Origin of the sequence: Catellatospora sichuanensis (assembly GCF_007483665.1) — a bacterium.
Taxonomy (GTDB): Bacteria; Actinomycetota; Actinomycetes; order Mycobacteriales; family Micromonosporaceae; genus Catellatospora; species Catellatospora sichuanensis.
In genome coordinates this window covers 117,046-141,892 of the sequence record NZ_VIQO01000002.1, presented here as the reverse complement: position 1 = coordinate 141,892, position 24,847 = coordinate 117,046, and the positions used below count along the sequence as shown (strand labels likewise).

Genomic DNA, 24,847 nt, shown 5'->3' with positions numbered 1-24,847 from the left:
TTACCGGTACGACCCGAAGTCGAAGTCGTCCAGCGGCACCGCGACACCCGACGCCGGGCCGAAGCCGTAGTCGGTCTCGCCGTACGAGGTCATCGAGTAGACCTTGGCCTTCGCCTCCTCGGTCGGCTCCACCCGGACGTTGCGGTACTTGCTGATGCCGGTACCCGCCGGGATGAGCTTGCCGATGATGACGTTCTCCTTGAGACCGATGAGCGAGTCACTGCGCGCGTTGATCGCCGCGTCGGTGAGCACCCGGGTCGTCTCCTGGAAGGAGGCGGCCGAGAGCCACGACTCGGTGGCCAGCGACGCCTTGGTGATACCCATCAGCACCGGACGGCCGGCCGCGGGCTCGCCGCCCTCGGAGACCAGGCGGCGGTTCTCGCCCTCGAACTGCGCACGGTCGACCAGCACACCCGGCAGGAACTCGGTCGCGCCGGAGTCGATGATCGTCACGCGCTTGAGCATCTGGCGAATGATGATCTCGATGTGCTTGTCGTGGATCATTACGCCCTGCGAGCGGTAGACCTCCTGGACCTCGTTGGTCAGGTGGACCTGGACCGCGCGCGGACCCATGATGCGCAGCAGCTCGTGCGGGTCGATGGTGCCCTCGGTGAGCTTCTCGCCGACCTCCACGTGCGAGCCGTCGTGCACCCGCAGCTTCACCCGGTTCGAGATCTTGTCGTGGACGATCTCCTCGCTGCCGTCGTCCGGCACGATGATGATCTTCTTCGACCGGTCGCCCGCCTCGATCCGGATGCGTCCCGGAGTGTCCGCGATCGGCGCCTTGCCCTTGGGCACCCGCGCCTCGAAGATCTCCTGGACACGCGGCAGACCCTGGGTGATGTCCTCACCCGAGGCCGCACCACCGGTGTGGAAGGTACGCATCGTCAGCTGCGTGCCGGGCTCACCGATCGACTGGGCCGCGATGATGCCGACGGCCTCGCCGACGTCCACCAGCTTGCCGGTCGGCAGCGAACGGCCGTAGCAGGCCGCACAGACGCCCAGCTTGGACTCGCAGGTGAGCACGGACCGCACCCGCACGCCCTCGATACCGGCCTTGACCAGCGCGTCGACGACGATCGAGTTGAGGTCGGTGCCGCGGGCCGCGACGAGGTTGCCGGACGGGTCCGACATGTCCTCGGCCAGGGTGCGAGCGTGCGCGCCGGTCTCGGCGTGCTCGTGCACCGACAGCACACCGTCGTGGCGCGCCCCGATCTGCATCGGGATCGCGCGGTCGGTGCCGCAGTCGTCCTCACGGATGATCACGTCCTGCGACACGTCCACCAGACGACGGGTCAGGTAACCCGAGTCGGCGGTACGCAGCGCGGTGTCGGCCAGACCCTTGCGGGCGCCGTGCGTGGAGATGAAGTACTCCAGCACGCTCAGGCCCTCGCGGTACGAGGACTTGATCGGCCGCGGGATGATCTCACCCTTCGGGTTCGCCACCAGACCACGGATCGCCGCGATCTGACGCAGCTGCAGCATGTTGCCTCGAGCGCCCGAGTGGATCATGCGCCACAGCGGGTTCTCCAGCGGCAGAGCGGTCTCCAGCTCCTTGGCCACCTCGTTGGTCGCCTTGGTCCACAGCTCGATCAGCTCGCCACGGCGCTCCTCGGCGGTCATCAGACCACGCTGGTACTGCTTGTCGAAGCGCTCGGCCTCCTTCTCGTACCGCTCAAGGATCTGGCCCTTGCGCGGCGGCGAGATGACGTCCTCCATGCCGATGGTGACGCCGGACCAGGTGGCCCAGTGGAAGCCGGCCTCCTTCAGCGCGTCCAGCGTCGCCGCCAGGGCGACCTTCGGGTAGCGCTCGGCCAGGTCGTTCACGATCGCCGACAGCTGGCCCTTGCGGACCTCGTGGTTGACGAAGCGGTAGCCCACCGGGAGGGTCTCGTTGAAGAGCACCCGGCCCAGCGTGGTGTCCAGGATGACCTGCTCGTTCGGCTCCCAGCCCTCGGGCGCCGCCCAGACCGGGCCGGCCGGACCGTTGTCCACCGAGGTGATGCCCTTGAGCCGGATCCGCACCGGCGCCTGCAGGTGCAGCTCGCCGTTGTCGAACGCCATCATGGCCTCGGCCTCGGAGCTGAACACGCGACCCTCGCCCAGCATGCCGGGACGGGTGTGGGTCAGGTGGTACAGCCCGATGATCATGTCCTGGGTGGGCATGGTCACCGGCTTGCCGTCGGCCGGCTTGAGGATGTTGTTGCTGGACAGCATCAGGATGCGCGCCTCGGCCTGGGCCTCGGCGGACAGCGGCACGTGCACGGCCATCTGGTCACCGTCGAAGTCCGCGTTGAAGGCGGTGCAGACGAGCGGGTGGATCTGGATGGCCTTGCCCTCGACCAGCTGCGGCTCGAACGCCTGGATGCCCAGACGGTGCAGGGTGGGTGCACGGTTGAGCAGCACCGGGTGCTCGGTGATGACCTCTTCCAGCACGTCCCACACGACCGGACGCTGACGCTCGACCATGCGCTTGGCCGACTTGATGTTCTGGGCGTGGTTCAGGTCGACCAGCCGCTTCATCACGAACGGCTTGAACAGCTCCAGCGCCATCTGCTTGGGCAGACCGCACTGGTGCAGCTTGAGCCGCGGGCCGACGACGATCACGGAACGGCCCGAGTAGTCCACGCGCTTGCCGAGCAGGTTCTGACGGAACCGGCCCTGCTTGCCCTTGAGCATGTCGGACAGCGACTTGAGCGGGCGGTTGCCCGGACCCGTCACCGGCCGGCCACGGCGGCCGTTGTCGAACAGTGCGTCGACGGCCTCCTGCAGCATCCGCTTCTCGTTGTTCACGATGATCTCGGGCGCGCCGAGGTCGATCAGACGCTTGAGGCGGTTGTTGCGGTTGATGACCCGGCGGTACAGGTCGTTCAGGTCGGACGTGGCGAAACGGCCACCGTCGAGCTGCACCATCGGGCGCAGGTCCGGCGGGATGACCGGCACGCAGTCCAGCACCATGCCCAGCGGGGAGTTGCCGGTGGCCAGGAACGCGGCCACGACCTTGAGCCGCTTGAGCGCGCGCAGCTTGCGCTGGCCCTTGCCCGAGCGGATGGTCTCGCGCAGGAACTCGGCCTCGGCCTCGAGGTCCATGTTCTGTACCAGGGCCTTGATGGCCTCGGCGCCCATGCCGCCGGTGAAGTACTCACCGAAGCGGTCGCGCAGCTCGCGGTAGAGCAGCTCGTCGGTGACCAGCTGCTTGGAGTCGAGCTTGCGGAACGTGTCCAGCACCTCGTCGAGGCGGTCGATCTCGCGCTGCGCCTTGTCGCGGATCTGGCGCATCTCGCGCTCGCCGGCCTCCTTGACCTTGCGGCGCACGTCCGCCTTGGCGCCCTCGGCCTCGAGCTCGGCCAGGTCGGACTCGAGCTTGACCGCGCGCTTCTCGATCTCGGCGTCGCGGGCGTTCTCGGCCTGCCGCTTCTCGGCGAAGATCTCGTTCTCGATGGTGGTCATGTCGCGGTGACGCGCCTCGGCGTCCACGCTCGTGATCACGTACGAGGCGAAGTAAATGATCTTCTCGAGGTCCTTCGGGGCGAGGTCCAGCAGGTAACCCAGCCGGCTCGGCACACCCTTGAAGTACCAGATGTGGGTGACCGCGGCGGCGAGCTCGATGTGGCCCATCCGCTCACGACGCACCTTGGAACGGGTCACCTCGACGCCGCAGCGCTCACAGACGATGCCCTTGAAGCGGACCCGCTTGTACTTGCCGCAGTAGCACTCCCAGTCCCGCTGAGGGCCGAAGATCTTCTCGCAGAAGAGTCCGTCCTTCTCGGGCTTCAGGGTGCGGTAGTTGATCGTCTCGGGCTTCTTGACCTCGCCGTGCGACCAGCGCCGGATGTCTTCAGCACCTGCCAGGCCGATCCGAAGCTCATCGAAGAAGTTAACGTCGAGCACGTTGTATGTCCCTCTTTGCTCGTGTCTTCATCAGTGTCAGTTGATGGCGGAGGCGTCCTCCACACGCCGGAGCGCGCGGAGGACGCCTTTTACATCAGACTTCCTCGACGCTGCTCGGCTCCCGCCGGGACAGATCGATACCGAGCTCCTCCGCCGCCCGGAACACCTCGTCGTCGGTCTCGCGCATCTCCAGGGCAACACCGTCGCTGGACAGCACCTCGACGTTCAGGCACAGCGACTGGAGCTCCTTGAGCAGCACCTTGAACGACTCCGGGATGCCCGGCTCGGGGATGTTCTCGCCCTTGACGATGGCCTCGTAGACCTTCACACGACCCAGCACGTCGTCCGACTTGATGGTGAGCAGCTCCTGCAGCGCGTAAGCCGCGCCGTAGGCCTGCATCGCCCAACACTCCATCTCGCCGAACCGCTGACCACCGAACTGCGCCTTACCACCCAGCGGCTGCTGCGTGATCATCGAGTACGGTCCGGTCGAGCGAGCGTGGATCTTGTCGTCGACCAGGTGGTTCAGCTTCAGGATGTACATGTAGCCGACCGAGATCGGGTCCGGCAGCGGCTCACCCGAGCGGCCGTCGAACAGCTTGGCCTTGCCCGACTCGCCGATCAGCTGGGTGCCGTCGCGGTTGGGCAGGGTGCTGCCGAGCAGGCCGGCGATCTCGTCGTCGTGCGCGCCGTCGAAGACCGGGGTGGCCACGTTGGTGTTGGCCTCGGCCTCGTGCGCGCCGATCGAGCGCAGTGCCTTCTTCCACTCGGCGTCGTCGCCCGAGACCTTCCAGCCGGTCTTCGCGACCCAGCCCAGGTGGACTTCGAGAACCTGGCCGATGTTCATTCGACCGGGCACGCCCAGCGGGTTGAGCACGATGTCGACCGGGGTGCCGTCCTCGAGGAACGGCATGTCCTCGACCGGAAGGATCTTGGAGATGACACCCTTGTTGCCGTGGCGGCCGGCGAGCTTGTCACCGTCCTGGATCTTGCGCTTCTGGGCCACGTACACCCGGACCAGCTCGTTGACGCCCGGGGGCAGCTCGTCGCCGTCCTCGCGGGAGAACGTGCGCACACCGATGACCGTGCCGGTCTCGCCGTGCGGCACCTTCAGCGAGGTGTCACGGACCTCGCGCGCCTTCTCACCGAAGATCGCGCGGAGCAGCCGCTCCTCCGGGGTCAGCTCGGTCTCGCCCTTGGGCGTGACCTTGCCGACCAGGATGTCGCCCGGCACGACCTCGGCGCCGATCCGGATGATGCCCCGCTCGTCCAGGTCCGCCAGCATCTCTTCGCTGACGTTCGGGATGTCGCGGGTGATCTCCTCCGGGCCCAGCTTGGTGTCGCGGGCGTCGACCTCGTGCTCCTCGATGTGAATCGAGGTGAGCACGTCCTCCTGCACCAGACGCTGGGACAGGATGATCGCGTCCTCGTAGTTGTGGCCCTCCCACGGCATGAAGGCGACCAGCAGGTTGCGGCCGAGCGCCATCTCACCGTTGTCGGTACACGGGCCGTCGGCGATGACCTGACCGGCCTCGACGCGGGCACCCTCCGGGATCACCGGCTTCTGGTTCACGCACGAGCCCGAGTTGGACCGGCGGAACTTGTGCAGCAGGTAGGTCCGGCGGAAGCCGTCGTCCTGGTGCACGGTGATGTAGTCCGCGCACAGGTCCTCGACCACGCCGCCGACCTCGGCCACGACCACGTCGCCGGCGTCGGTCGCGGCACGGTACTCCATACCCGTGCCGACCAGCGGGGCCTCGGCCTTGACCAGCGGCACCGCCTGACGCTGCATGTTCGCGCCCATGAGGGCACGGTTGGCGTCGTCGTGCTCGAGGAACGGGATCATCGCGGTCGCGACGGACACCATCTGCCGCGGCGACACGTCCATGTAGTCGACCTGTGCCGGCGGCACGTAGTCGACCTCACCGCCCTTACGGCGGACCAGGACGCGGTCCTCGGCGAAGGAGCCGTCACCCATCAGCACGGCGTTCGCCTGCGCCTTGATGTAACGGTCTTCCTCGTCCGCGGTCAGGTAGTCGATCTGGTCGGTGACCCGGCCCTCGACGACCTTGCGGTACGGCGTCTCGACGAAACCGAACGGGTTGACCCGCGCGAACGTCGACAGCGCGCCGATCAGGCCGATGTTCGGGCCTTCCGGCGTCTCGATCGGGCACATCCGGCCGTAGTGCGACGGGTGCACGTCACGGACCTCGAAGCCGGCGCGGTCACGCGACAGACCACCCGGGCCGAGCGCCGACAGGCGGCGACGGTGGGTCAGACCCGCGAGCGGGTTCGTCTGGTCCATGAACTGCGACAGCTGCGACGTACCGAAGAACTCCTTGATCGCAGCCACCACGGGGCGGATGTTGATCAGGGTCTGCGGCGTGATCGCCTCGACGTCCTGCGTGGTCATGCGCTCACGCACGACGCGCTCCATGCGGGAGAGACCGACCCGAACCTGGTTCTGGATCAGCTCGCCGACGGTGCGCAGACGACGGTTGCCGAAGTGGTCGATGTCGTCGGCCTCGTAGCCCTCCTCGCCCGCGTGCAGGCGGGCCAGGTACTCCACGGTGGCGACGATGTCGTCCTCGGTCAGCGTTCCCGTCGTGATCGGGATCTCGAGCTCGAGCTTCTTGTTGAACTTGTAACGCCCGACCTTGGCTACGTCGTACCGCTTCGGGTTGAAGAAGAGGTTGTCGAGCAGGGTCTGGGCGTTCTCGCGCGTCGGCGGCTCGCCAGGGCGCAGCTTGCGGTAGATGTCGAGAAGGGCCTCGTCCTGACCGGCGATGTGGTCCTTCTCGAGGGTCGTCATCAACAGCTCGGACCACGCGAAGCGCTCGCGGATCTGGTCGTTGGTCCAACCGATCGCCTTCAGCAGGACCGTGACGGCCTGCCGGCGCTTGCGGTCGATACGCACACCGACGGTGTCGCGCTTGTCGATGTCGAACTCCAGCCAGGCACCCCGGCTGGGGATGACCTTGACGCTGGAGAGATCGCGGTCGGAGGTCTTGTCCGGCTCCTTGGAGAAGTACACGCCAGGAGAGCGGACGAGCTGACTCACGACGATGCGCTCCGTGCCGTTGATGATGAAGGTGCCCTTCGGCGTCATCATCGGGAAGTCACCCATGAACACGGTCTGGCTCTTGATCTCGCCAGTCGAGTTGTTGGTGAACTCCGCGGTCACGAACAGCGGCGCGCAGTAGGTGAGGTCCTTCTCCTTGCACTCCTCGATGGAGGCCTTGACCTCGTCGAAGCGCGGGTCGGAGAAGCTGAGCGACATGGTGCCGGAGAAGTCCTCGATCGGGCTGATCTCTTCGAGGATCTCCGCGAGTCCGGAGCGGGCGTCTGCCAGAGCCGACGAACGGGACTGCCAGGACTCATTGCCGACAAGCCAGTCAAAAGACTCGGTTTGGATAGCGAGCAGATTGGGTACTTCGAGGTGTTCGGTGATCCTGCCGAAGGAGATCCGGCGGGGAGCGAACGCGCTCGACGATCGACTGGTCTTCGCAGGGCGGGAGGCTGCCAAGATACGTCCTTCCGAGGACCGGTGGTGCAACGGCCGTTACGCGAGCAACCCGACAACCCCTGGTCCAGAGCCGACGTCAAAAGACAACCGGCATTCCGGGCAGGGGGAAAGTCGAAGGGCAGCGCAAACTAGCACTGTAGCAGAAGCACCGACCGCTGTCGAGTCCCCACGGCAGGCTCCCGCAGAACGTGTCCTGGACCACCTTCAGATCGGTGTCAACCACGCTCTGTACCCCGGCCGCTACGTACTCGGAAGGTCGTACTGAAGAAAGACTGCCTGGCGTCGTCGTTCACGTCAAGACCCGGCGACGGGTTCCAGTGTCGAACACTGCGTCAAGTTCGTATCACTGCGCGTTTGCGCAGCAAGAACAAGGGGCGGGCATCCCGTGGATGCCCGCCCCTCGATGCGGTCACGCTCTTGGCGTAAAGCCCGGCGTGACCTCAGATCACTTGAGGGTGACCTTCGCGCCCTCGGCCTCGAGCTTGGCCTTGGCCTTCTCCGCGGTCTCCTTGTTGGCCTTCTCCAGGATGGCCTTCGGCGCGGCCTCGACCACGTCCTTGGCCTCCTTCAGGCCCAGGCCGGTCAGCTCACGCACGACCTTGATGACCTGGATCTTCTTGCCACCGTCGGACTCGAGGACGACGTCGAACTCGTCCTGCTCCTCGACCTCGACCGGAGCGGCGCCACCGGCGGCGGGGCCGGCGGCCATCATCGGCGCGGCGGCCTTGACGTCGAAGGTGGTCTCGAACTCCTTCACGAACTCGGAGAGCTCGATCAGGGTCATCTCCTTGAAGGCCTCGAGGAGCTCGGTGCTGCTCAGCTTCGCCATGTCAGGCGTCCTTTCGTTACGGGTCTACATGCCGCGGCAGGGAGCCGCGAGCTGGATGGTTCGGAGAACGTCGACGCCGATCAGGCGTCGGCGCCCTCCTTCTCGCGCTTGTCCTGCAGAGCAGCGACCGTGCGAACGGCCTGCGCCAGCGGGGCCTGGAAGAGCGCCGCGGCGTTGCCCATGCTTGCCTTCATCGCGCCGGCCAGCTTGGCCAGCAGCACCTCGCGGGACTCGAGGTCGGCGAGCTTGGCGACCTCGGCCGCCGTGATCGCCTTGCCCTCGAAGACGCCGCCCTTGATGACGAGCAGCGGGTTCGCCTTCGCGAACTCCTTCAGGCCCTTCGCGGCCTCGACGACATCGCCGGAGACGAAGGCGAGCGCGGTAGGACCGGTGAACAGAGCGTCGAGACCGGTCAGACCGGCGTCGGTCGCGGCGCGCTTGGCAAGCGTGTTCTTGGCAACGGTGTACTCGGCACCGCCCAGCGAACGACGCAGCTCGGTGAGCTGCTTCACGGTCAGGCCGCGGTACTCGGTGAGCACCGTGGCGTTCGACTCGCGGAAGCGCTCGGTGAGCTCCGCAACACTGCCGGCCTTGTCGGCACGGATCTTGTCCGCCATGTCCCCTCCTCTCTCGTACTCCAGGCTGGTCTCGCGGGACCCGGCGTTCGACAGAAGCGGACAAACAAAACGCCCCGGCGCAGGGCGCACGGGGCTTCGCACGGCACGAGGCCGTCAGGCTCACCGTTCTTCCCTGCGCGGGCCGCCCGTGGGTCCGCTCGTTGCCGAGCGACGGGGCCTTCGATCGTGCTCCGGAGTGATCCGGATCAGATGACCAGCGGTCTTTGGGTGGAACTGTTGACAGGAACGATACGTGACCTGGTGACCGGCCGCCAAATCGGGGGTGGTGTGACCTGTCTTGTATCAATCGATTGACACAAGACGCATTCGTATCGTTCACTTGTGTCAATCACACGATACAAGGAGGCAGTCATGGACGGAGCCGCGTACCTGCGGGCGGGCGGGGTCGTCACCGGCGGGGCTGTGGCCTACACCGTGGCGCACAGCTCGTACGTGCCGCTGTCGGTGCCGCTGTTCACGATCTTCGTACTGGGCGCGGTCGCGGTCAGCGAGCTGATGTCACCGCGCCCTTCACGCTCGGCCACCGCCACGGCCCGCCTGGCCGCCCGCGACAGCGACACCTACCTTCCGCCGGGGGCCCGGCGCCACCTGTTCTGGCTGAGCCTGGCCGTACTGGTGGGGCTGCCCGTGATCGCGGTGCTGGCCAGCGGCTCCCCGATCGGCATCGTGGGCCGGCAGGATTCGGTCACGAACCTCTGGCTCCTGCTGCCGGCCGTCATCGCGCTCGGCGCATGGGGGCTGCTCGCCCGCCATCTGCTGCGCGTGATCGCCGAGTCCGGCCATGCCGGCCTGGAGCCGCACCAGCTCGCCTCCGACGAGGCGTGGCGGCGGCGCGCCGCGCGGCTGGTGTACGGCACCACCGGAGTCCTGCTCGCCGCTCCCCTGGCCGGCGGCCTACTCGTGCTCGACCAGCACATCTACTTCCTCACCACCGGCGGCTGGGGCTGGATCATGCTCGGCGTCACCGTCGCCGCGATGGTCGTGCTCATCGTGCTCGGGCACCACCTGCACGTGCTGACCCACCCCGGGCCGCCTGGCGAGGTGACCCCGGCCGCCGAGCACGCACCGGCCGAGGCCCTGGCGTGATCCCGACGATCACCGTCCGGCCCGGCCCCGTACCCCCCTATGAACAAATCCGCACCCAGGTCGAGGCGCTGATCAACGGCGGCATGCTGCCGGTGGGCCACCGACTGCCGCCGATCCGTCAGCTCGCCGCCGATCTCGGGCTGGCCACCGGCACGGTGGCGCGCGCCTACCAGGAGCTGGAAGCGGCGGGGCTGGTGACGACCCGGCGCGCGGCCGGCACGGTGGTGGCCGCGCGCACCGCCAAGGCACCGGCGGACCGACGGGGGCCGCTGGCACTGGCGGCGGGCGGCTACGCCACCACCGCGGTCGGGCTCGGCGCGGACCTCGACGAGGCCCTCGACGCCGTGCGCACCGCCTGGCCCCACCCCTGACCTACCCGCCGCGGTGGTCGCCACCGCGCGTGAACGGGCGGGTTCCCGCAGGTCCGGGCGGGGGCAGTGTTAAGAAGGGCACCTTCCTCCACATATAGCGACAAGAAGGTGCCCTTCCTTCGGTAAGCGGAAGGCCCCGCTCGCGGGTGCGGGCGGGGCCTTCGGCGTGGAGTGGGAGGCGGATCAGGCCTCGTTCTCCTGGATGTTGCGGGTCACGTTGGGGTCGACCGGGATGCCCGGGCCCATCGTGGTGGTCACGAAGACCTTCTTCAGGTACTTGCCCTTGGACGCCGACGGCTTGGACCGCAGCACCTCCTCCAGCACCGCGGCGTAGTTGTCGACCAGCTGCTCAGCAGTGAACGACGCCTTACCGATGATCATGTGCAGGTTCGAGTGCTTGTCCACGCGGAAGGTGATCTTTCCGCCCTTGATGTCGGACACCGCCTTGGTGATGTCCATGGTGACCGTGCCGGTCTTCGGGTTCGGCATGAGGCCGCGCGGGCCCAGGATCCGCGCGATCCGACCGATCTTGGCCATCTGGTCCGGCGTCGCGATCGCGGCGTCGAAGTCCAGCCAGCCTTCCTGAATACGGGCCACCAGCTCGTCGGTCCCGACGGCGTCGGCGCCGGCGGCGGTCGCCTCGGCGGCCTTCTCGCCGGAGGCGAAGACGATCACGCGGGCGGTCTTACCGGTGCCGTGCGGCAGGTTGACCACGCCGCGGACCATCTGGTCCGCCTTGCGGGGGTCGACGCCGAGGCGCATCGCGACCTCGACCGTGGCGTCGAATTTGACCTTGGTGGTGTCCTTCGCCAGCTTGATGGCCTCGACGGGGGTGTACAGCTTGTCCCGGTCGACCTTCTCAGCGGCAGTGTTGTAGCTCTTGCCGTGCTTCATTTCTCAGATCTCCTGTGGTTGTGTCGAGCCCTTCCGGGCCCTCCCACGAAACATCGAACCGTCAGGCGGCGGCGCCGCGTGCGGCGTTCAGTCCTTGACGGTGATGCCCATCGACCGGGCGGTGCCGGCGATGATGCGCTCGGCCATGTCCAGGTCGTTGGCGTTCAGGTCGGACATCTTCTTCTCGGCGATCTCGCGCACCTGGGCGCGGGTAACCGAACCGACCTTGGTGGTGTGCGGCACGCCGGAGCCCTTGGCGACACCGGCGGCCTTGATCAGGAGGCGGGCGGCCGGCGGCGTCTTCAGCACGAACGTGAACGAGCGGTCCTCGTACACGCTGATCTGTGCCGGGACGATGTCACCGCGCTGCGACTCGGTCTGGGCGTTGTACGCCTTGCAGAACTCCATGATGTTCACGCCGTGCTGACCCAGCGCGGGGCCCACCGGCGGTGCCGGGGTGGCCTGGCCGGCCTTCAGCTGCAGCGTGAACGTCTTGACGAGTTTCTTCTTCGGAGGCATGTCTACTTCCTGGGACTTGTCGACCCGCCGTCTCGGCGGATCAGGGTGGTTTACACCGGACCGGCCGGTGCGTTCGCGCGCACGGTCAGCGCGCGGCACAGGCCGGACGTTCTAGGTTAGCGCATACTCGCGCGCGCCTATCCGGCGAGGTGGGACCTTCGCACCGGATGTGACCAGCGACGCGGTGAAACGCCGCGCGGCGGGGCCCCGAGGGGCACCCGCCGCGTGATCACGTCTGCAATCAGATCTTGGCGACCTGGTTGAAGTTCAGCTCGACCGGGGTCTCCCGACCGAAGATCGACACCAGCACCTTGAGCTTCTGCTGGTCGGCGTTGATCTCGGAGATCGTGGCCGGCAGCGAGGCGAACGCACCGTCGGTGACGGTGACGGAGTCGCCGACCTCGAAGTCCAGCACGCGGATCTCGGCCTTGGCCTTCTTCTGGCCGGCGCCGGGCGCCTCGACCGCGGGCAGCAGCCACTTCAGCACCTCGTCGAGGCTCAGCGGCGCCGGGCGGTCGGCCCGGTCCGTCGCGCCGACGAAGCCGGTCACCCCGGGGGTGTTGCGCACGCACGAGTACGACTCGGGCGTGAGGTCCATCCGGACCAGCAGGTAACCGGGGAAGACCTTGCTCTGCACCTGGGTGCGCTTGCCGTTCTTGACCTCGACCTCTTCACGGGTCGGCACCTCGACCTGGAAGATGAACTCCTCCATGTCGAGGCTCGTGATCCGGGTCTCGAGGTTCGTCTTGACCTTGTTCTCGTAGCCGGCGTACGAGTGCACGACGTACCAGTCGCCGGGCGCGAACCGCAGCTTCTGGCGCAGCTCGGCGGCCGGGTCGAACTCGTCGTCAGCGGGTGCCGTCTCAAGCGTCGGCTCGTCGGTCACCGCGACCGCGGAGGTCACCTCGGTGTCTTCCGTCTGGGCCGTCTCGTCGTACTCAGGCACGTAGCCGCTCACTTCCGTAGTTTGTGTTACTTCGCGTCGCCGAAGACGAACAGCACACCCCGGGCGTAGGCGAGGTCCAGCAGCGTCACGACGGTCATCATGACGGTCAGGAACACCAGCACGACGGCCGTGTACGTCAGCAGCTCGTTGCGCGTCGGCCAGATGACCTTACGCAGCTCGGCGACGATCTCACGGACAAAACGTCCGATACGGCCGAAGAAGCCGACCTTCTCGGCCTTCTCCGTGCTCTTGACCGAGCCCTTGCCGTCAGTCAGCTTGCGGGACTTGGTCGCGGTGCCACCGCCGGAGACGCCGGACTCGTCGTCCTGGGCGTCGTCGTCGACAGCGTCGTCGAACACGCCGTCAACGTGCTCGTCCGCGGCGTCCTCGCCACGTCGGTTGCTCTCGGCCACTTCGCCCTACTTCCATCTCGCGGGGTGGTGTCGGAATCGTGCAGGGACACGATCCCGTGTGCCCGACGCAGTCGCACGAGGAGCACCTGTCACATCAGGCCCGCCCCCAGCAGTGGGGGCCGATACGGGCCATACGACCATGGTCCACCAGCCGAGGACGTCGCGGAAGACATCCGGTGGGCCGATTCCCATGATCGCCCACCGCGGGCCGGTAGGCCAAAGCCGCAGGGGCGACAGGACTCGAACCTGCAACCTGCGGTTTTGGAGACCGCTGCGCTGCCAATTGCGCCACACCCCTGTGCGGGAAGAGCACCCTGCCGAAGGCCGAAAGCCACCGGCGGAGTTCACTAACCCCACGGCCGACCAGTGTACGGGTAGACAGGCGAGTGGGCCAACTGGCACTCCCTATTTTCTCTCGCCACCGGCCGGCCGCCCAACGGAACAGCCGTCAGATCTGCTTGACCACGACTCTGGCCTGCGCCAACACCTTCTCGCCGGCGCAGGTCGCGGTGAGGTCGAAGGTGACCAGATCGTCCTCGGACACGTTCTTGATCACCGCGGTGAACTCCACCTCGGTGCCCTCGTCCGTGTCCGGCACGGGCACCGGACGGGTGAACCTGACCCCGATGTCGAGCACCGCATCAGCGGAGCCGACCCAGCCGGTCACCGCCCGGCCCGCCAGCGCCATCGTGTACATCCCGTGCGCGATCACGCCCGGCAGGCCCACCCCGACGGCGGTGCGCTCGCTCCAGTGGATCGGGTTGAAGTCGCCCGACGCGCCCGCGTAGCGGACCAGGTCGGCCCGGGTCACCCGGAACGTCTGCAGCGGCAGCTGCTGACCCTTCTCGAACGCCATCTCACTCACCATGCCCTCGGACGACGAGCTTGCACACCACGGTCACCACGGGCTCGCCGGCCGGCGTGGCCAGCTCGGCGCGGGTGGTCAGGAAGTCGTGGCCGCCGCGATGCGTGATGTCGTCGATGCTGCTGACGACCACCAGCTCGTCGCCGGCGACGATCGGACGGCGGTAGGAGAAGCGCTGGTCGCCGTGGACCACGCGGGTGTAGTCCATACCCAGTTCCGGGTCGGTGACGATCTGCTCCATGGCGGCGAAGCTCAGGATGATCGGGAAGGTGGGAGGCGCCACCACGTCGCGGTAGCCGGCCTTCTGCGCGGCCTCCACGTCGTGGTGCAGGGCGTCGGCGGCACCGATGGCGGTGGCGAACTCCCTGATCTTCTCGCGGCCCACCTGGTAGGGCTCGGTCGGCGGATAGGTCCGACCGGTGAATGACTGGTCCAACGGCATACCGCTGAACCTATGCCAGCAGGGGGCGGCCCGATGGGCCGCCCCCTGCTGGGAACGTCTGCTGGACCGGAAAGGTCAGCGGGTCTCGCGGTGCGCGGTGTGCTTGCCGCAGCGCGGGCAGAACTTCTTCAGCTCAATCCGATCCGGGTCGTTACGCCGGTTCTTCTTGGTGATGTAGTTCCGCTCCTTGCAGTCCACGCACGCCATGGTGATCTTTGGACGTACGTCAGTCGCCTTGGCCACGGGAGTGCCTTTCTAGAACAAGCTGCTTTAGTTACCGGCATACCAAGATAGACGAAGTCCATCCAGACATGCAAAAAGGGCCGCCATGGCGATCCTTACACCGCGACCAGGGAATACCCCGCCGGTCTGCGATCTAGCGTTGACTGGCGACACGCACCAGCGATTCAACACAACGTAGCGGTGGCCGGAATTGAACCGGCGACACAGCGATTATGAGCCGCTTGCTCTGCCATCTGAGCTACACCGCCGTGGCGGGCACTCCCGGTGGATGCACCGGGAGTCCGGTCGAGCCCCCTTACGGAATCGAACCGTAGACCTTCTCCTTACCATGGAGACGCTCTGCCGACTGAGCTAAGGGGGCGTGCTCGTCGCCAGGTGGTTTCCCACCTCGCCGCGCGCCTTGGTAAGAGTACACAACAACAAGCCGCACTGGAAATCGGGTTACCCCCGGCGCGCCGGGGTGTGGTTCAGCCCACCGCGCGCAGCCGCCGGACCTCGCCCAGCGGGGTCGGTTCGGCGTCGGTCTGGGCACCCAGCCAGGCTTCCAGCCGCTCGTACGGCAGCGGCCGGCTGAACAGGAAGCCCTGCCCGATGTCGCAGCCGATCTCCTCGAGCAGCTCCAGGGTCAGCTCGCTCTCCACACCCTCGGCCACCACACTCAGGCCGAAGTGCCGCGAGATGTCCACCACGGCCCGCACGATGGCCAGGTCACCCGGGTCGGTCGCCATGCCCTGCACGAACGAGCGGTCCACCTTCACCTCGTGCACCGGCAGCCGCCGCAGATACGACAGCGACGAGTAGCCGGTGCCGAAATCGTCCACGCTCAGGTGCACGCCCAGGTCGTAGAGCCGGCGCAGGGTCGGCAGCAGCCGGTCGACCCCGTCCACCACCCCGTCCTCGGTTATCTCCAGGGTCAGCCGGTCGGGTGACACGCCGTACTCCTGGAGCAGGTCGTCCACCCGGTCCGGGAACGCCGGGTCGACCAGCGTGCGCGGCGAGAGGTTCACCGCGACCGACAGCGGCCGGCCGGCGTCCACCCACTGGCGCGCACGGCGCAGGCCCTCCCGCATCACCACCTCGGTGAGCCGGGACAGCTGCCCGGTGTGCTCGGCCACCGCGACGAAGTCCTCCGGCTGCACCGCGCCGTGCGTCGGGTGCTCCCAGCGGGCCAGGCACTCCACGCCGATCAGGCGGCGGTCCCGCAGGGTGACCTTGGGCTGGAAGTAGACCTCCAGCTCGTTGTTGTCCAGGGCACGGCGCAGGTCCCCGGCCAGGCCGAGCCGGCGCACCGAGCGCGACTCCAGCGCCAGGTCGAACAGCTGCACCCCACCGGCCAGCGACTTCGCCGCGTGGGTGGCCACGTCGGCGCGCTGCAGCAGCGTCGCCGGGTCGGAGCCGTGCTCCGGGTGCAGGCTCACCCCGACCGCGGTGTCCACGTCCAGCGTCAGCGAGCCGAACGTCATCGGGTTCTGCAGCTGGCTGCGCAGCTCCGCGGCCAGCTGCAGCGCCGCCTCGGCATTCGGCAGGCGCAGCGTCACCACGAACTCGTCGCCGCCGACCCGGCCGACCAGCGCCGCGGGCGGCGACAGCGTGCGCAGACGGGTGGCGACCTCGGCCAGCAGCTGGTCGCCTGCGGCATGTCCGAGCGAATCGTTGACGTCACGCAGCCCGTCGACGTCGAACATCAGCACCGCCACGACCTCGCCGGGCGCCCGGACGCGAACCGCCTCCTCGAGTGCCTGGTTGATGCGCCGACGGTTGGGCAATGCGGTGAGCGCGTCGTGGTACGCGTCGAACCGCAGCCGATCGACCAGGCGGTTGTTCTCCACCGCCACCGCGGCATGCGCGGCGATCGCCTCGAGCAGGCGAACGTCACCGGGGCCGAAATACAGGTTGTCACCGAGCCGGCCCGCCACCTCGAGCGTGCCGATGACGGCTGAGCTGGCTCGCAACGGCACGACGATGGCGTCCTTGGTGCCATGCTCCCGCAGCTGCGCCCGCAGGGGTTCGTCACCCAGCTTGGCGCCGGCGGCGACGGTCTGCCCCGCCTCGACCGCCTGTTTGCGCAGCGACTCCGGGGTGCCGGCCACGTCCAGCAGGCCCTTGTCGTCGGCGCGGGCGCTCAGCAGCACCTCCGGGTGACGGCCCTGCGCCGGCAGCCACAGCGTGGCGTACTCGGCCTGGAGCACCCGCCGCACCCGGGCGAGCAGCACGTCAGGCAGGGTGCCGTCGTGCGGCGTGTCGGAGATGGCCCCGGTCAGGTCGTAGATCTCGGTCAGCGTCCGGTGCTGTGTCATCGAGCGCGCATACGAGCGGTAGGCGACGACGAAGAAGACGAGCAGCACCGCCATCAGCGCGAACGCTGCCGGACCCTGTTGCAGGATGAGCAGGATCGCCAGGCCGATGGTGGTGGTGATCACCGCGACGATGAAGCCCGGCACCACCGTCGCCGCGGTCTCCTGCGGCGCGAACCGGCCCTGCACCAGGCTGATCACCCCGGTGACGCCGACGAAGGAGACGACGACGCTGGTCAGCACGGCGACCATCAGGACGACCCAGCTCGTGGGGTCCTTGGGATTCACCGGCGTGATCGGCAGCACGACAAGGTTCGCGCAAGCGGTGGCCGCCGCCATGAGCGAGACGTTGAACGCCGCCTTGACCGGTACGGCTCTTCGGCGCCACTGGACCAGCGCGTACACCGCGACTCTGACGATCAGCAGGGTCACCGGGGGCAGGTAGGCCAACGCCAGCACGAACGGGATGTCCGCCAGGGTGAGCACGAATCCGTGCCGCCGGATCTCGAACTGCAGGACCGTCAGCTCGGAGCCCAGGAAAAGTACGAAGAAGACCAGTGCCAGCAGCCAGTTCCCCAACGGCTCCGGCGATTTGCGCAGTGTCAGGGCGGTCAAGCCCAGAGTGACCAGCACCAGCGGCCCCGTGATGAGCCACGCCAGCTCAGCCGAGCGTTTGACACGCCGATCAATGGCCACTGTCGTCGATGCTCCACTCCGCGCTAGCCGGCTCCGGCCGGCTGTCAGGTCCAGTCGACGGAGAGTGACTCCAAACTATGCTGCTCACCGTCATCCGCCGGACTCGTCGTCCAGTCCACACTCTGCGTGGTCGGCTGGTCGACACGGGTCCAGTCGACACTGTCCGCGGCGGCAGGGCTTGCGGTGCCGAGAGAGACCACGCCCAGTGCCGCGAGGACCGCGCCACGGATCACCAAGCGGCCGAGCCTGCTTGTACGCATCGTCAACTCCACGGGGACAGCTGTAGGTCAGTAGCTGACATGGATCGTGCCACAGCCGCTGGCACCGGAGGAAGCCCGCAGGGCATGCCACGCCGCCGACACGCGGATTTCTAGCCGTTCGGTGGTGATTCGCGTGTACGCCCGAACCAACCCTCCTGACGGCAGGAGCATGAAGCAACACTGTACGTCTCCGGCACACGCCCGGATAGGCTTCTGCGCCCGTTCGAACATGTGTACGATACGCGCCATGATGCGACTGGTAGAGCACCGATGGAACGGCACCACCGCCAGCTACCGGCGCCAGGACGTGTTCCTGCGCGTCAACCCGGCCGGGCCGTGGGAGGTCGAGCACCGCCGACACGGCAGATCCGTGATGCGGGAGTATTCCACCGAACGGGAGGCCCGTCGGGTCGCCGATGGCCTGTGTGCGCAGGGCGAATGGCGCAACCTGGAGCACCTGCACCGCTGACCGCGCATTGTGGACGCCACCGCGAGGCGCCCCTCCGCCGGTCGCCGGGGCGGCGGCCACCCGCCGGTCGTCGACACCGTCCGGGCGAGCCGTCCCCACCCGCCTCGGCACGACCGCGGTGCGCGCCGCCGCGTTCGGCGTCGCGCTGCGGGCACGCAGGATCACCCGGTCGGGTGAGGTCGGCGCGCCAGCAGCGCGATGAAGTCGTCGACGAGCCTGATCTGCCGCTCCGGCGGGAACCGGGCCGGATCGAAGAGGGCCTGCACCACCAGGCCGTGCCCGAAGCCGGCCGCGGTGGCCACCAAGTCGTCGGGGTCGGCGTCGGCGGGCAGCTGTCCCAGCCGGAGCGCCGCGTCGACGTGCGGGCGCAGCATGTCCCGCCACCGTTCATAACGTCGCAGTTCGGTCGCGGCCAGCTCGTCGTCGCTCAGCGCGGCGTCCCAGAAGCTGACCCATACCCTGTTCATCGCGGCGCTCTCCGGCGTCAGCGGCATCACGTCCAGCAGGGCGGCCCGCAGGCCGGGCAGACCTTCGCCCTCGGCCGGGAGGCGGTCGCGCCCCTGCGTGTGCTCCTGCGCGACCTCCAGCGCGTGCCGCACCAGCGCCTTCTTGCTGGGGAAGTAATGCGTGAGCAGCCCGGTCGACGCGCCCATCCGGGCGGCCACGGCGCGCAGGGTCAGCCCACCGAAGCCGTTGGCCGCGAGCACCTCCCAGACCGCCTGCGACACGTCGCGACGCCGGGCGTCGTGGTCACCGCGTGCGGGCACCGCGCTCTCCTTCCGTCGGCTAAGCTGTCGCCAAGATACATAACAAACGTTTGGTACGCGAAACTGGAGCCCCCGTGCTGACCCACCCCCTCACCGACACCGCCGAGATGCGCGCCCTGGAGCCCCACTACGCGGCGCAGTTCGCGGCTTTCATCGAGCAGCACCGCGCCCATCTCGCACCGTGGCTGCCCTGGGCCGTCAGGCTGACCGACGAGTCGCAGACCCGTGCCTGGCTCCAGCGTTACGCCGACGACACCGCCCGCGACGGCGGCCGCATCTACGGGATCTGGCTCGACGGCGAGCTGGTCGGCGGCACGCTGTTCCGCACCTTCGACATCCGCTTCCGCACCGCCGAGATCGGGGTCTGGCTCGCCCCGGACGCCCAGGGACACGGCCTGATCACCCGGGCCGCCGAGCGCATGATCGCCTGGGCGGTGCAGGAGCGCGGCATCCACCGCATCGAGTGGCGCACGGTGCCCGGCAACTCCCGCAGCATCGCCTGCGCGAAGCGGCTGGGCATGACGCTCGACGGGGTGCTGCGCGAAGCCTTCCCCCACCAGGGCGAGAACCACGACGTCCAGGTCTACTCACTGCTCGCCGCCGAGTGGCGGGACCGGAGCCGCCGTTAGGCTGCCGCCCGTGACGACAGCCTTCGACGCCTACGAGCGCCGCCTGTGGCAGGGCCGCGCGTCGGCGTACCAGCTCAGTTTCGCCGCCCTGTGCGGGCGCACCGCTCCCGCGCTGCTCGACGCGGCCGGGGTCGGCGAGCGGACGCGGCTGCTGGACGTCGGCACCGGAACCGGCACCGTCGCGGCGCTCGCGGCGACGCGCGGCGCGGTGGTCACCGCGGTCGACGCCGAGCAGAGCATGGTCGAGGCGGCCCGCCGTGCGGTGCCCGGCGCCGACGTACGCCATGGCGTCCTGCCGGACCTGCCCCTCGACGATCACTGCTTCGACGTCACCGTGGGCAACTTCGTCGTCAACCACGTCGGCGACCCTGCCGCGGCGGCCTCCGAGCTGCGGCGGGTCACCCGCCCGGGCGGGCGGGTCGCGGTGAGCATCTGGCCGGTTCCCGCACCACCGCTGCAGCAGATCTGGGGCTCCGTCGCGGCAGCCTGCGGACTGCGCCGCCCTGATTCCGCGCCGACGGTCGCCGAGGAGCTCAACTTCACCCGCGACGAGGACGGTCTGGCGCACCTGCTGCGTGGTGCGGGGCTGGCGGAGGTCTCGGCGCACACCGTCACCTGGACCCACCGGGCCGACCCCGAGGACTGGTGGGCCGGGCCGGCGAACGGGATCGGCGTGCTCGGCGCCATGCTGGGCGTGCTGAGCGTTGCCGAGGTGGCGAAGGTCAAGGCGGAGTACGACCGGACCGTGGCGGCCCACCTGGATGAGAGCGGCCGCCTCGCGCTGCCCACGGCCGCGGTCATCGCCGTGGGCCGGGTGCCCTGACCGGGACCGCCGGCCGGTGCGGCGAATGTGCCGCCTGGCCAGCGACGACACCCGTCGTGCCGGGGTTTGCCACTCGTCCTTGCGCAACGTCCGAACTGCGGCATGGATGAGCCACCCGCCCATACGGCAAGATTGCCCGGGTGCGAATCGGGATGCTCGGGTCATTCGAAGTCCAGGTCGGCGACGGGGGCACGGTGGACGTGCCCGGCGCCCGGTTGCGTGCGCTGCTGGCGGCGCTCGCGCTGGAGCCCGGACGGATCGTCCCGCGGACGAGGCTGGTCGACTGGATCTGGGGCGAGGAGTCGCCGGCGGACGCGGTGAACGCCCTGCAGGTCCTGGTGTCCAGGCTGCGCAAGGTGTTGCCGGACGGGTTCGTCGAGGCGAGGTCCGGCGGGTACCGGCTGGCCGTCGACCCTGAAGCCGTGGATGTGAGCCGGTTCGAACACCTCGTCGCCCAGGCCCGCACCGCCGACGACCCGGCACGGGTGGACCTGCTGCGCTCGGCGTTGGGCTTGTGGCGCGGGACCGCCATGGAGGGCATCGCGTTGCAGGGCAGCCGGGCGTTCGATGCGGCGGTCGTGGGGCTGGGCGAGCGCTACCTCGCCGTGCTCGGCGACCGGGTGGACGCGGAGGTCCGCCTGGGCCGCGGCGCGGACCTGGTCTCCGAGCTGACCGATCTGGTGGCGCGATATCCGCTGCGGGAGGGCCTCGTCGCGGCGTTGATGCGCGGCCTCGCCGAGGCAGGCCGGGGCGCCGAGGCGTTGACGGTTTATCAGCAGCTGTCCGAGCGGCTGGCCGACGAGTTGGGCGTGGATCCCTCGGCCGAGCTGTCGGCGTTGCACACCGCGTTGCTGCGTGGCGAGATCGGGGGTCGGGCGGAGAACCGCAGGACGAACCTGCGCGCCGAACTGACCACGTTCGTCGGCAAGGAGGACGACGTCGCCGCGGTCGCCGAGCTCGCCACCAGGCACCGGCTGGTCACCTTGACGGGGGCGGGCGGCTCCGGCAAGACGAGACTGGCCACGGAGACCGCGCGGACGATGCTCGGCGACCTGCCGGACGGGGCGTGGCTGGTCGAGCTGGCCCCGCTGGGGGCGGGCGCCGAGCTGGCGCAGGCCACCCTGACCGCGATCGGCCTGCGTGACCAGTCCGGCGGGGCATCGGGTGCGGACGCGGTGGACCGGCTCGTCGCCGCGATCCGCGAACGAGTGATGTTGCTGGTCCTGGACAACTGCGAGCACATGATCGAGGCGGTCTCGGAGTTCGCGGATCGACTCCTCGGCGAGTGTCGCAAGCTGCGCATCGTGGCCACGAGCAGGGAAGCGCTCGGCATCACGGGAGAGGCGCTGTGGCAGGTCGAGCCGCTGGCGCTGCCCGCGGAAGGCGCGGACCCGGCGGAAGCCGGCTCCTCCCCCGCGGTGCGGTTGCTGCGGGACCGGGCCGACGCGGTGCGCCGGAACATCGGCTCCGATGAGCAGACCCTGGCCACGATGGCGCGGGTCTGCCGGGCGCTCGACGGGATGCCGCTGGCGATCGAACTGGCCGCCGCCCGGCTGCGCACGATGTCGGTCGACCAGCTGGCGGATCGGCTCGATGACCGGTTCCTGCTGCTGACCGGCGGCAGCCGTACCGCGCTCGCCCGGCACCGGACGCTGCGCGCGGTGGTGGACTGGAGCTGGGATCTGTTGAGCGAGGCCGAGCGTGACCTGCTGCGGCGGCTGTCGGTGTTCACCGGCGGGGTGAGCCTGGAAGCGGCCGAACGGGTGTGCGCGGACGGGGAGCAGGCACTCGACCTGCTGACCGCGCTGGTGGAGAAGTCGCTGCTGGTCTCCTACGGTGCGGGCGCGCCCCGCTACCGGATGCTCAACACCATCAGGGAGTACGCGGTGCAGCGGCTTGCCGAGGCCGGGGAGACCGAGACGGCGCGCCGGGCGCACCTCGCCTACGTCACCGAGCTGGCCGAGTCCGCCGACCCGCACCTGCGCCGGGCCGAACAGCTGACATGGCTGGCCGCGCTGGAAGCCGAACACGACAACATCAGTGCGGCCCTGCGCGGGGCGATCGCGCAGGGATGGGCCCAGGACGCGATGCGGCTGGTCGCGGCCGCGGGCTGGTACTGGTTCCTCAGTGGGCACCGGGCCGAGGGGACCGAGTGGGGGGTCGCGGCAGCCTCCCTGCAAGGTGAGGTGTCCGACGAGGTGCGGGCGCTGGCGTACACCATGGTGACGCTGTTCCTGACCTCCGGGGCCGGCGGCGACCAGTATCAGGCACAGGAGTGGATCCAGCAGGCGCACCGGTTCGCCCAGCGCAGCGGGCATCGCCACCCCATACTCGGGTTCGTCGGGCCGCTGGAGCGCATGCTGCGGGAGCCGACGGATTTCCTGCCCGCGTTCGAGCCGCTGATCGCCGACGCCGATCCATGGGTACGCGCGCAGGCCAGGCTCTCCCGCGGCCGGTTTCGGCTCGTGCTCGGCAGCGACGAGACCGGCGTGGACACCGACATCGAAACCGCCCTCGCCGAGTTCCGCGCGCTGGGTGACCGGTGGGGGATCTCGTCGGCGCTGGTCTTCCTGGCCGATCGGCTCGCCTCGCGCGGCGAGTTCGCCCGCGCGTGTGAGCACTACGAGGAGGCGGTCACGGCACTGGCCGAGGTGGGCGCCACCGAGGAGGTGGTCGGCGTGCGGGTGCGGCAGGCCCAGCAGTACTGGCTGCTCGGCGACGAGCGATCCAGCACGTCCGCCATGGCACAGGCGCAGCGGTGCGCCGACCGGATCGCCTGGCCCGACACGCTGGCCGAGCTGGCGTTCGCGAAGGCGCAGCTGGCGTACTGGCGCGGCGAACCGGACCAGGCACTCGAGCACCTGACGACGATCCGGACGAGGCTCGGCGGCGAGCGCAGCGGCATCTACATCACGGCCCAGGATCTGCGCGGCTACCTCACCGAGGACCTCCACCAGGCCCGCGCTCACCGGACCGAGGCGTTCCACGCCGCGGTGCAACTGGGACATCGACCGCTGCTCGCGCAGGTGCTGATCGGGATCGCGGATCTCGCGCTGCGCGAGGGACACGACGAGCAGGCCGTGCGGTTGCTGGCGGCGAGCGACGGCGTGCGCGGCACGCCGGACCGTTCGCAGCCCGACGCTGCCCGGATCATCGAGGACACCCGTAAACGCCTCGGCGAAACCGTGTTCGCCGAAGCGCTCCGCGACGGGCAGCGGCGGGACTGGCGCGAACTGGCCGAGGCCACGCTCGCTCCGTGACCGCGCGCGCCCGCACCCGACCGGTTGACGTCAACCCGAGAACCGGGCCTCCCGCTGTTTCGCGTCGTGGTCGGCTCCGGCACGGCGGACGATGATGTCACCGCCATTGCAGCGGGCGCGCACCTTGACCGTTGGACCGGACTGCCCGGGGGCGTCGGGGCCCGCCAGGTGGTTGCGCACCCGGCCGGTCGAGGTGTGCGCGTCCAGCCGGACGGCGGTCCCCTGGGGGACGCCGACCTCCACCCGGCCGATGGCGGTGTACAGGTCGACCGGGCCGCTGCCGAGTTCGCCGACGCGGATGTCGCCGACGCTGGTCCTGGCGTTGACGGCGGCGCGCGCCACGTCGACGGCGATGTCGCCGGTGGCCGAGTTCGCCCGCAGGTCGCCCGCGACCTCACCGACCCAGCTGTCGCCACCGATGTTCTTGACCACCGCGCCGCCCCCGATCCGGCGTATCCGGATGTCCCCGTTCGCGCTGACGTCGGCCTGGCCGGTCACGTGATCCACGATCACCCTGCCGCCGGTGGTCTTCAACCGCACGTCGGCGGCCTGCCCGACCCGGATGTCGCCGATGGCGTTCTTCAACCGGCACGACCCGACCAAGCCCTGCACGACGTACTCGCCGTCCGCGGTGTCACCCCGCACGTCCGACCCGGTCGGCAGCTCCACCAGCACCTTCACCGAGCCGTACTTGGTGGTGAACGCTGTGCGCAGCTTCGAATGCCTGACCAGCAGCTTCCCGTCGGCGAACTTGATGTCCACCTGTTCGGCGGCCTCGACGTCCAGCTTCCGGGACGGGTCGACCGGGTGGACCTCGACCACGGTGTCGGCGCGGTCACCGGCGATGAAGCGGATGTCCCCGAGGATGATGTCGACCGTCGCCGAGATCGGCGCGGGGGTGTCGAATGTCGGCATGGCGGTGCCCTCCTGATGGGTCGTACGGAGTCAATGGGTTGCGGTCGGGGCTGCTTCGTTGCGACCACGAT

The 24,847-nt window shown here is 68.9% G+C and carries 20 protein-coding genes and 3 tRNA genes; 6 read left to right on the top strand and 17 right to left on the bottom strand.

Annotated features, from left to right (window positions below):
• The 4 genes from FLL47_RS18240 to rplJ form a co-directional block, all read right to left on the bottom strand.
• Nucleotides 1-3,891 (bottom strand): DNA-directed RNA polymerase subunit beta', encoded by a 3,891-nt coding sequence (locus FLL47_RS18240; RefSeq protein ID WP_144121747.1) that lies wholly within the window; start codon nucleotides 3,889-3,891, stop codon nucleotides 1-3.
• A 94-nt stretch (nucleotides 3,892-3,985) separates the two neighbouring features.
• The gene (rpoB, locus tag FLL47_RS18235) at nucleotides 3,986-7,417 is read right to left on the bottom strand and encodes a DNA-directed RNA polymerase subunit beta (RefSeq protein WP_144121746.1); all 3,432 of its coding nucleotides are present in this window, start codon (nucleotides 7,415-7,417) and stop codon (nucleotides 3,986-3,988) included.
• 445 nt (nucleotides 7,418-7,862) lie between these two features.
• Nucleotides 7,863-8,246, bottom strand: coding sequence for a 50S ribosomal protein L7/L12 (gene rplL / locus FLL47_RS18230; protein ID WP_144121745.1), 384 nt, complete (start codon nucleotides 8,244-8,246; stop codon nucleotides 7,863-7,865).
• Between the two features lie 80 nt (nucleotides 8,247-8,326).
• A complete protein-coding gene (gene rplJ / locus FLL47_RS18225; protein ID WP_120317152.1) occupies nucleotides 8,327-8,863 on the bottom strand; it encodes a 50S ribosomal protein L10 in 537 nt (178 codons plus the stop codon).
• Between the two features lie 372 nt (nucleotides 8,864-9,235).
• On the opposite strand from rplJ, the gene FLL47_RS44110 reads away from it, so the two are divergent.
• Both FLL47_RS44110 and FLL47_RS44105 read left to right on the top strand, forming a co-directional pair.
• The gene (locus tag FLL47_RS44110) at nucleotides 9,236-9,970 is read left to right on the top strand and encodes a hypothetical protein (RefSeq protein ID WP_246158177.1); all 735 of its coding nucleotides are present in this window, start codon (nucleotides 9,236-9,238) and stop codon (nucleotides 9,968-9,970) included.
• Nucleotides 9,967-10,341, top strand: coding sequence for a GntR family transcriptional regulator (locus tag FLL47_RS44105; RefSeq protein ID WP_246158173.1), 375 nt, complete (start codon nucleotides 9,967-9,969; stop codon nucleotides 10,339-10,341). The genes FLL47_RS44110 and FLL47_RS44105 overlap by 4 nt, the downstream gene beginning before the upstream one ends.
• 183 nt (nucleotides 10,342-10,524) lie before the next feature.
• Here the strand turns inward: FLL47_RS44105 and rplA are convergent, their stop codons facing one another.
• The 11 genes from rplA to FLL47_RS18165 form a co-directional block, all read right to left on the bottom strand.
• The gene (gene rplA / locus FLL47_RS18215) at nucleotides 10,525-11,235 is read right to left on the bottom strand and encodes a 50S ribosomal protein L1 (RefSeq protein WP_144121743.1); all 711 of its coding nucleotides are present in this window, start codon (nucleotides 11,233-11,235) and stop codon (nucleotides 10,525-10,527) included.
• Nucleotides 11,236-11,322: 87 nt separating this feature from the next.
• Nucleotides 11,323-11,754 (bottom strand): 50S ribosomal protein L11, encoded by a 432-nt coding sequence (gene rplK / locus FLL47_RS18210; protein ID WP_120317156.1) that lies wholly within the window; start codon nucleotides 11,752-11,754, stop codon nucleotides 11,323-11,325.
• 241 nt (nucleotides 11,755-11,995) lie between these two features.
• Entirely contained in the window at nucleotides 11,996-12,700 is a 705-nt protein-coding gene (gene nusG, locus FLL47_RS18205; RefSeq protein ID WP_120321524.1) for a transcription termination/antitermination protein NusG, read from the bottom strand.
• A 26-nt stretch (nucleotides 12,701-12,726) separates the two neighbouring features.
• Complete coding sequence (secE, locus tag FLL47_RS18200) at nucleotides 12,727-13,113, bottom strand: preprotein translocase subunit SecE (protein WP_144121742.1); 387 nt, start codon at nucleotides 13,111-13,113, stop codon at nucleotides 12,727-12,729.
• Between the two features lie 225 nt (nucleotides 13,114-13,338).
• Nucleotides 13,339-13,411 (bottom strand) — tRNA-Trp (locus tag FLL47_RS18195).
• 150 nt (nucleotides 13,412-13,561) lie between these two features.
• Entirely contained in the window at nucleotides 13,562-13,969 is a 408-nt protein-coding gene (locus FLL47_RS18190) for a MaoC family dehydratase (protein WP_144121741.1), read from the bottom strand.
• Nucleotide 13,970: 1 nt separating this feature from the next.
• The gene (locus FLL47_RS18185) at nucleotides 13,971-14,420 is read right to left on the bottom strand and encodes a MaoC family dehydratase N-terminal domain-containing protein (RefSeq protein ID WP_144121740.1); all 450 of its coding nucleotides are present in this window, start codon (nucleotides 14,418-14,420) and stop codon (nucleotides 13,971-13,973) included.
• A gap of 75 nt (nucleotides 14,421-14,495) precedes the next feature.
• Nucleotides 14,496-14,663: a 50S ribosomal protein L33 gene (rpmG, locus tag FLL47_RS18180; protein ID WP_018347744.1), complete on the bottom strand. Its 168-nt coding sequence runs from the start codon at nucleotides 14,661-14,663 to the stop codon at nucleotides 14,496-14,498.
• Nucleotides 14,664-14,838: 175 nt separating this feature from the next.
• Nucleotides 14,839-14,911 (bottom strand) — tRNA-Met (locus FLL47_RS18175).
• Between the two features lie 40 nt (nucleotides 14,912-14,951).
• Nucleotides 14,952-15,024, bottom strand: a tRNA-Thr gene (locus tag FLL47_RS18170).
• Between the two features lie 106 nt (nucleotides 15,025-15,130).
• Nucleotides 15,131-17,653, bottom strand: a complete 2,523-nt coding sequence (locus tag FLL47_RS18165) for a putative bifunctional diguanylate cyclase/phosphodiesterase (RefSeq protein ID WP_144121739.1) — start codon at nucleotides 17,651-17,653, stop codon at nucleotides 15,131-15,133.
• A gap of 507 nt (nucleotides 17,654-18,160) precedes the next feature.
• Here FLL47_RS18165 and FLL47_RS18160 point away from each other — a divergent pair.
• Complete coding sequence (locus FLL47_RS18160) at nucleotides 18,161-18,382, top strand: hypothetical protein (RefSeq protein WP_144121738.1); 222 nt, start codon at nucleotides 18,161-18,163, stop codon at nucleotides 18,380-18,382.
• Nucleotides 18,383-18,543: 161 nt separating this feature from the next.
• On the opposite strand, the gene FLL47_RS18155 is transcribed toward FLL47_RS18160, so the two are convergent.
• Nucleotides 18,544-19,149, bottom strand: coding sequence for a TetR/AcrR family transcriptional regulator (locus FLL47_RS18155; RefSeq protein WP_144121737.1), 606 nt, complete (start codon nucleotides 19,147-19,149; stop codon nucleotides 18,544-18,546).
• A gap of 74 nt (nucleotides 19,150-19,223) precedes the next feature.
• Here FLL47_RS18155 and FLL47_RS18150 point away from each other — a divergent pair, with 74 nt between their 5' ends.
• The 3 genes from FLL47_RS18150 to FLL47_RS18140 all read left to right on the top strand — a co-directional run bounded on the left by FLL47_RS18150 (nucleotide 19,224) and on the right by FLL47_RS18140 (nucleotide 23,861).
• Entirely contained in the window at nucleotides 19,224-19,778 is a 555-nt protein-coding gene (locus tag FLL47_RS18150) for a GNAT family N-acetyltransferase (RefSeq protein ID WP_144121736.1), read from the top strand.
• 10 nt (nucleotides 19,779-19,788) lie between these two features.
• Nucleotides 19,789-20,601: a class I SAM-dependent methyltransferase gene (locus FLL47_RS18145; protein WP_144121735.1), complete on the top strand. Its 813-nt coding sequence runs from the start codon at nucleotides 19,789-19,791 to the stop codon at nucleotides 20,599-20,601.
• Between the two features lie 140 nt (nucleotides 20,602-20,741).
• The gene (locus tag FLL47_RS18140; protein WP_144121734.1) at nucleotides 20,742-23,861 is read left to right on the top strand and encodes an AfsR/SARP family transcriptional regulator; all 3,120 of its coding nucleotides are present in this window, start codon (nucleotides 20,742-20,744) and stop codon (nucleotides 23,859-23,861) included.
• A gap of 30 nt (nucleotides 23,862-23,891) precedes the next feature.
• Here the strand turns inward: FLL47_RS18140 and FLL47_RS18135 are convergent, their stop codons facing one another.
• The gene (locus FLL47_RS18135; RefSeq protein ID WP_144121733.1) at nucleotides 23,892-24,776 is read right to left on the bottom strand and encodes a DUF4097 family beta strand repeat-containing protein; all 885 of its coding nucleotides are present in this window, start codon (nucleotides 24,774-24,776) and stop codon (nucleotides 23,892-23,894) included.
• Nucleotides 24,777-24,847 lie beyond the last annotated feature (71 nt).

Bases quoted from the DNA above. Each gene is read 5' to 3' on its own strand.
- rplJ (WP_120317152.1), bottom strand. From the start codon at position 8,863: ATGGCGGACAAGATCCGTGCCGACAAGGCCGGCAGTGTTGCGGAGCTC.
- FLL47_RS18160 (WP_144121738.1), top strand. From the start codon at position 18,161: ATGATGCGACTGGTAGAGCACCGATGGAACGGCACCACCGCCAGCTAC.
- rplA (WP_144121743.1), bottom strand. From the start codon at position 11,235: ATGAAGCACGGCAAGAGCTACAACACTGCCGCTGAGAAGGTCGACCGG.
- FLL47_RS18190 (WP_144121741.1), bottom strand. From the start codon at position 13,969: ATGGCGTTCGAGAAGGGTCAGCAGCTGCCGCTGCAGACGTTCCGGGTG.
- FLL47_RS44110 (WP_246158177.1), top strand. From the start codon at position 9,236: ATGGACGGAGCCGCGTACCTGCGGGCGGGCGGGGTCGTCACCGGCGGG.
- FLL47_RS18185 (WP_144121740.1), bottom strand. From the start codon at position 14,420: ATGCCGTTGGACCAGTCATTCACCGGTCGGACCTATCCGCCGACCGAG.
- rplL (WP_144121745.1), bottom strand. From the start codon at position 8,246: ATGGCGAAGCTGAGCAGCACCGAGCTCCTCGAGGCCTTCAAGGAGATG.
- rplK (WP_120317156.1), bottom strand. From the start codon at position 11,754: ATGCCTCCGAAGAAGAAACTCGTCAAGACGTTCACGCTGCAGCTGAAG.
- FLL47_RS18135 (WP_144121733.1), bottom strand. From the start codon at position 24,776: ATGCCGACATTCGACACCCCCGCGCCGATCTCGGCGACGGTCGACATC.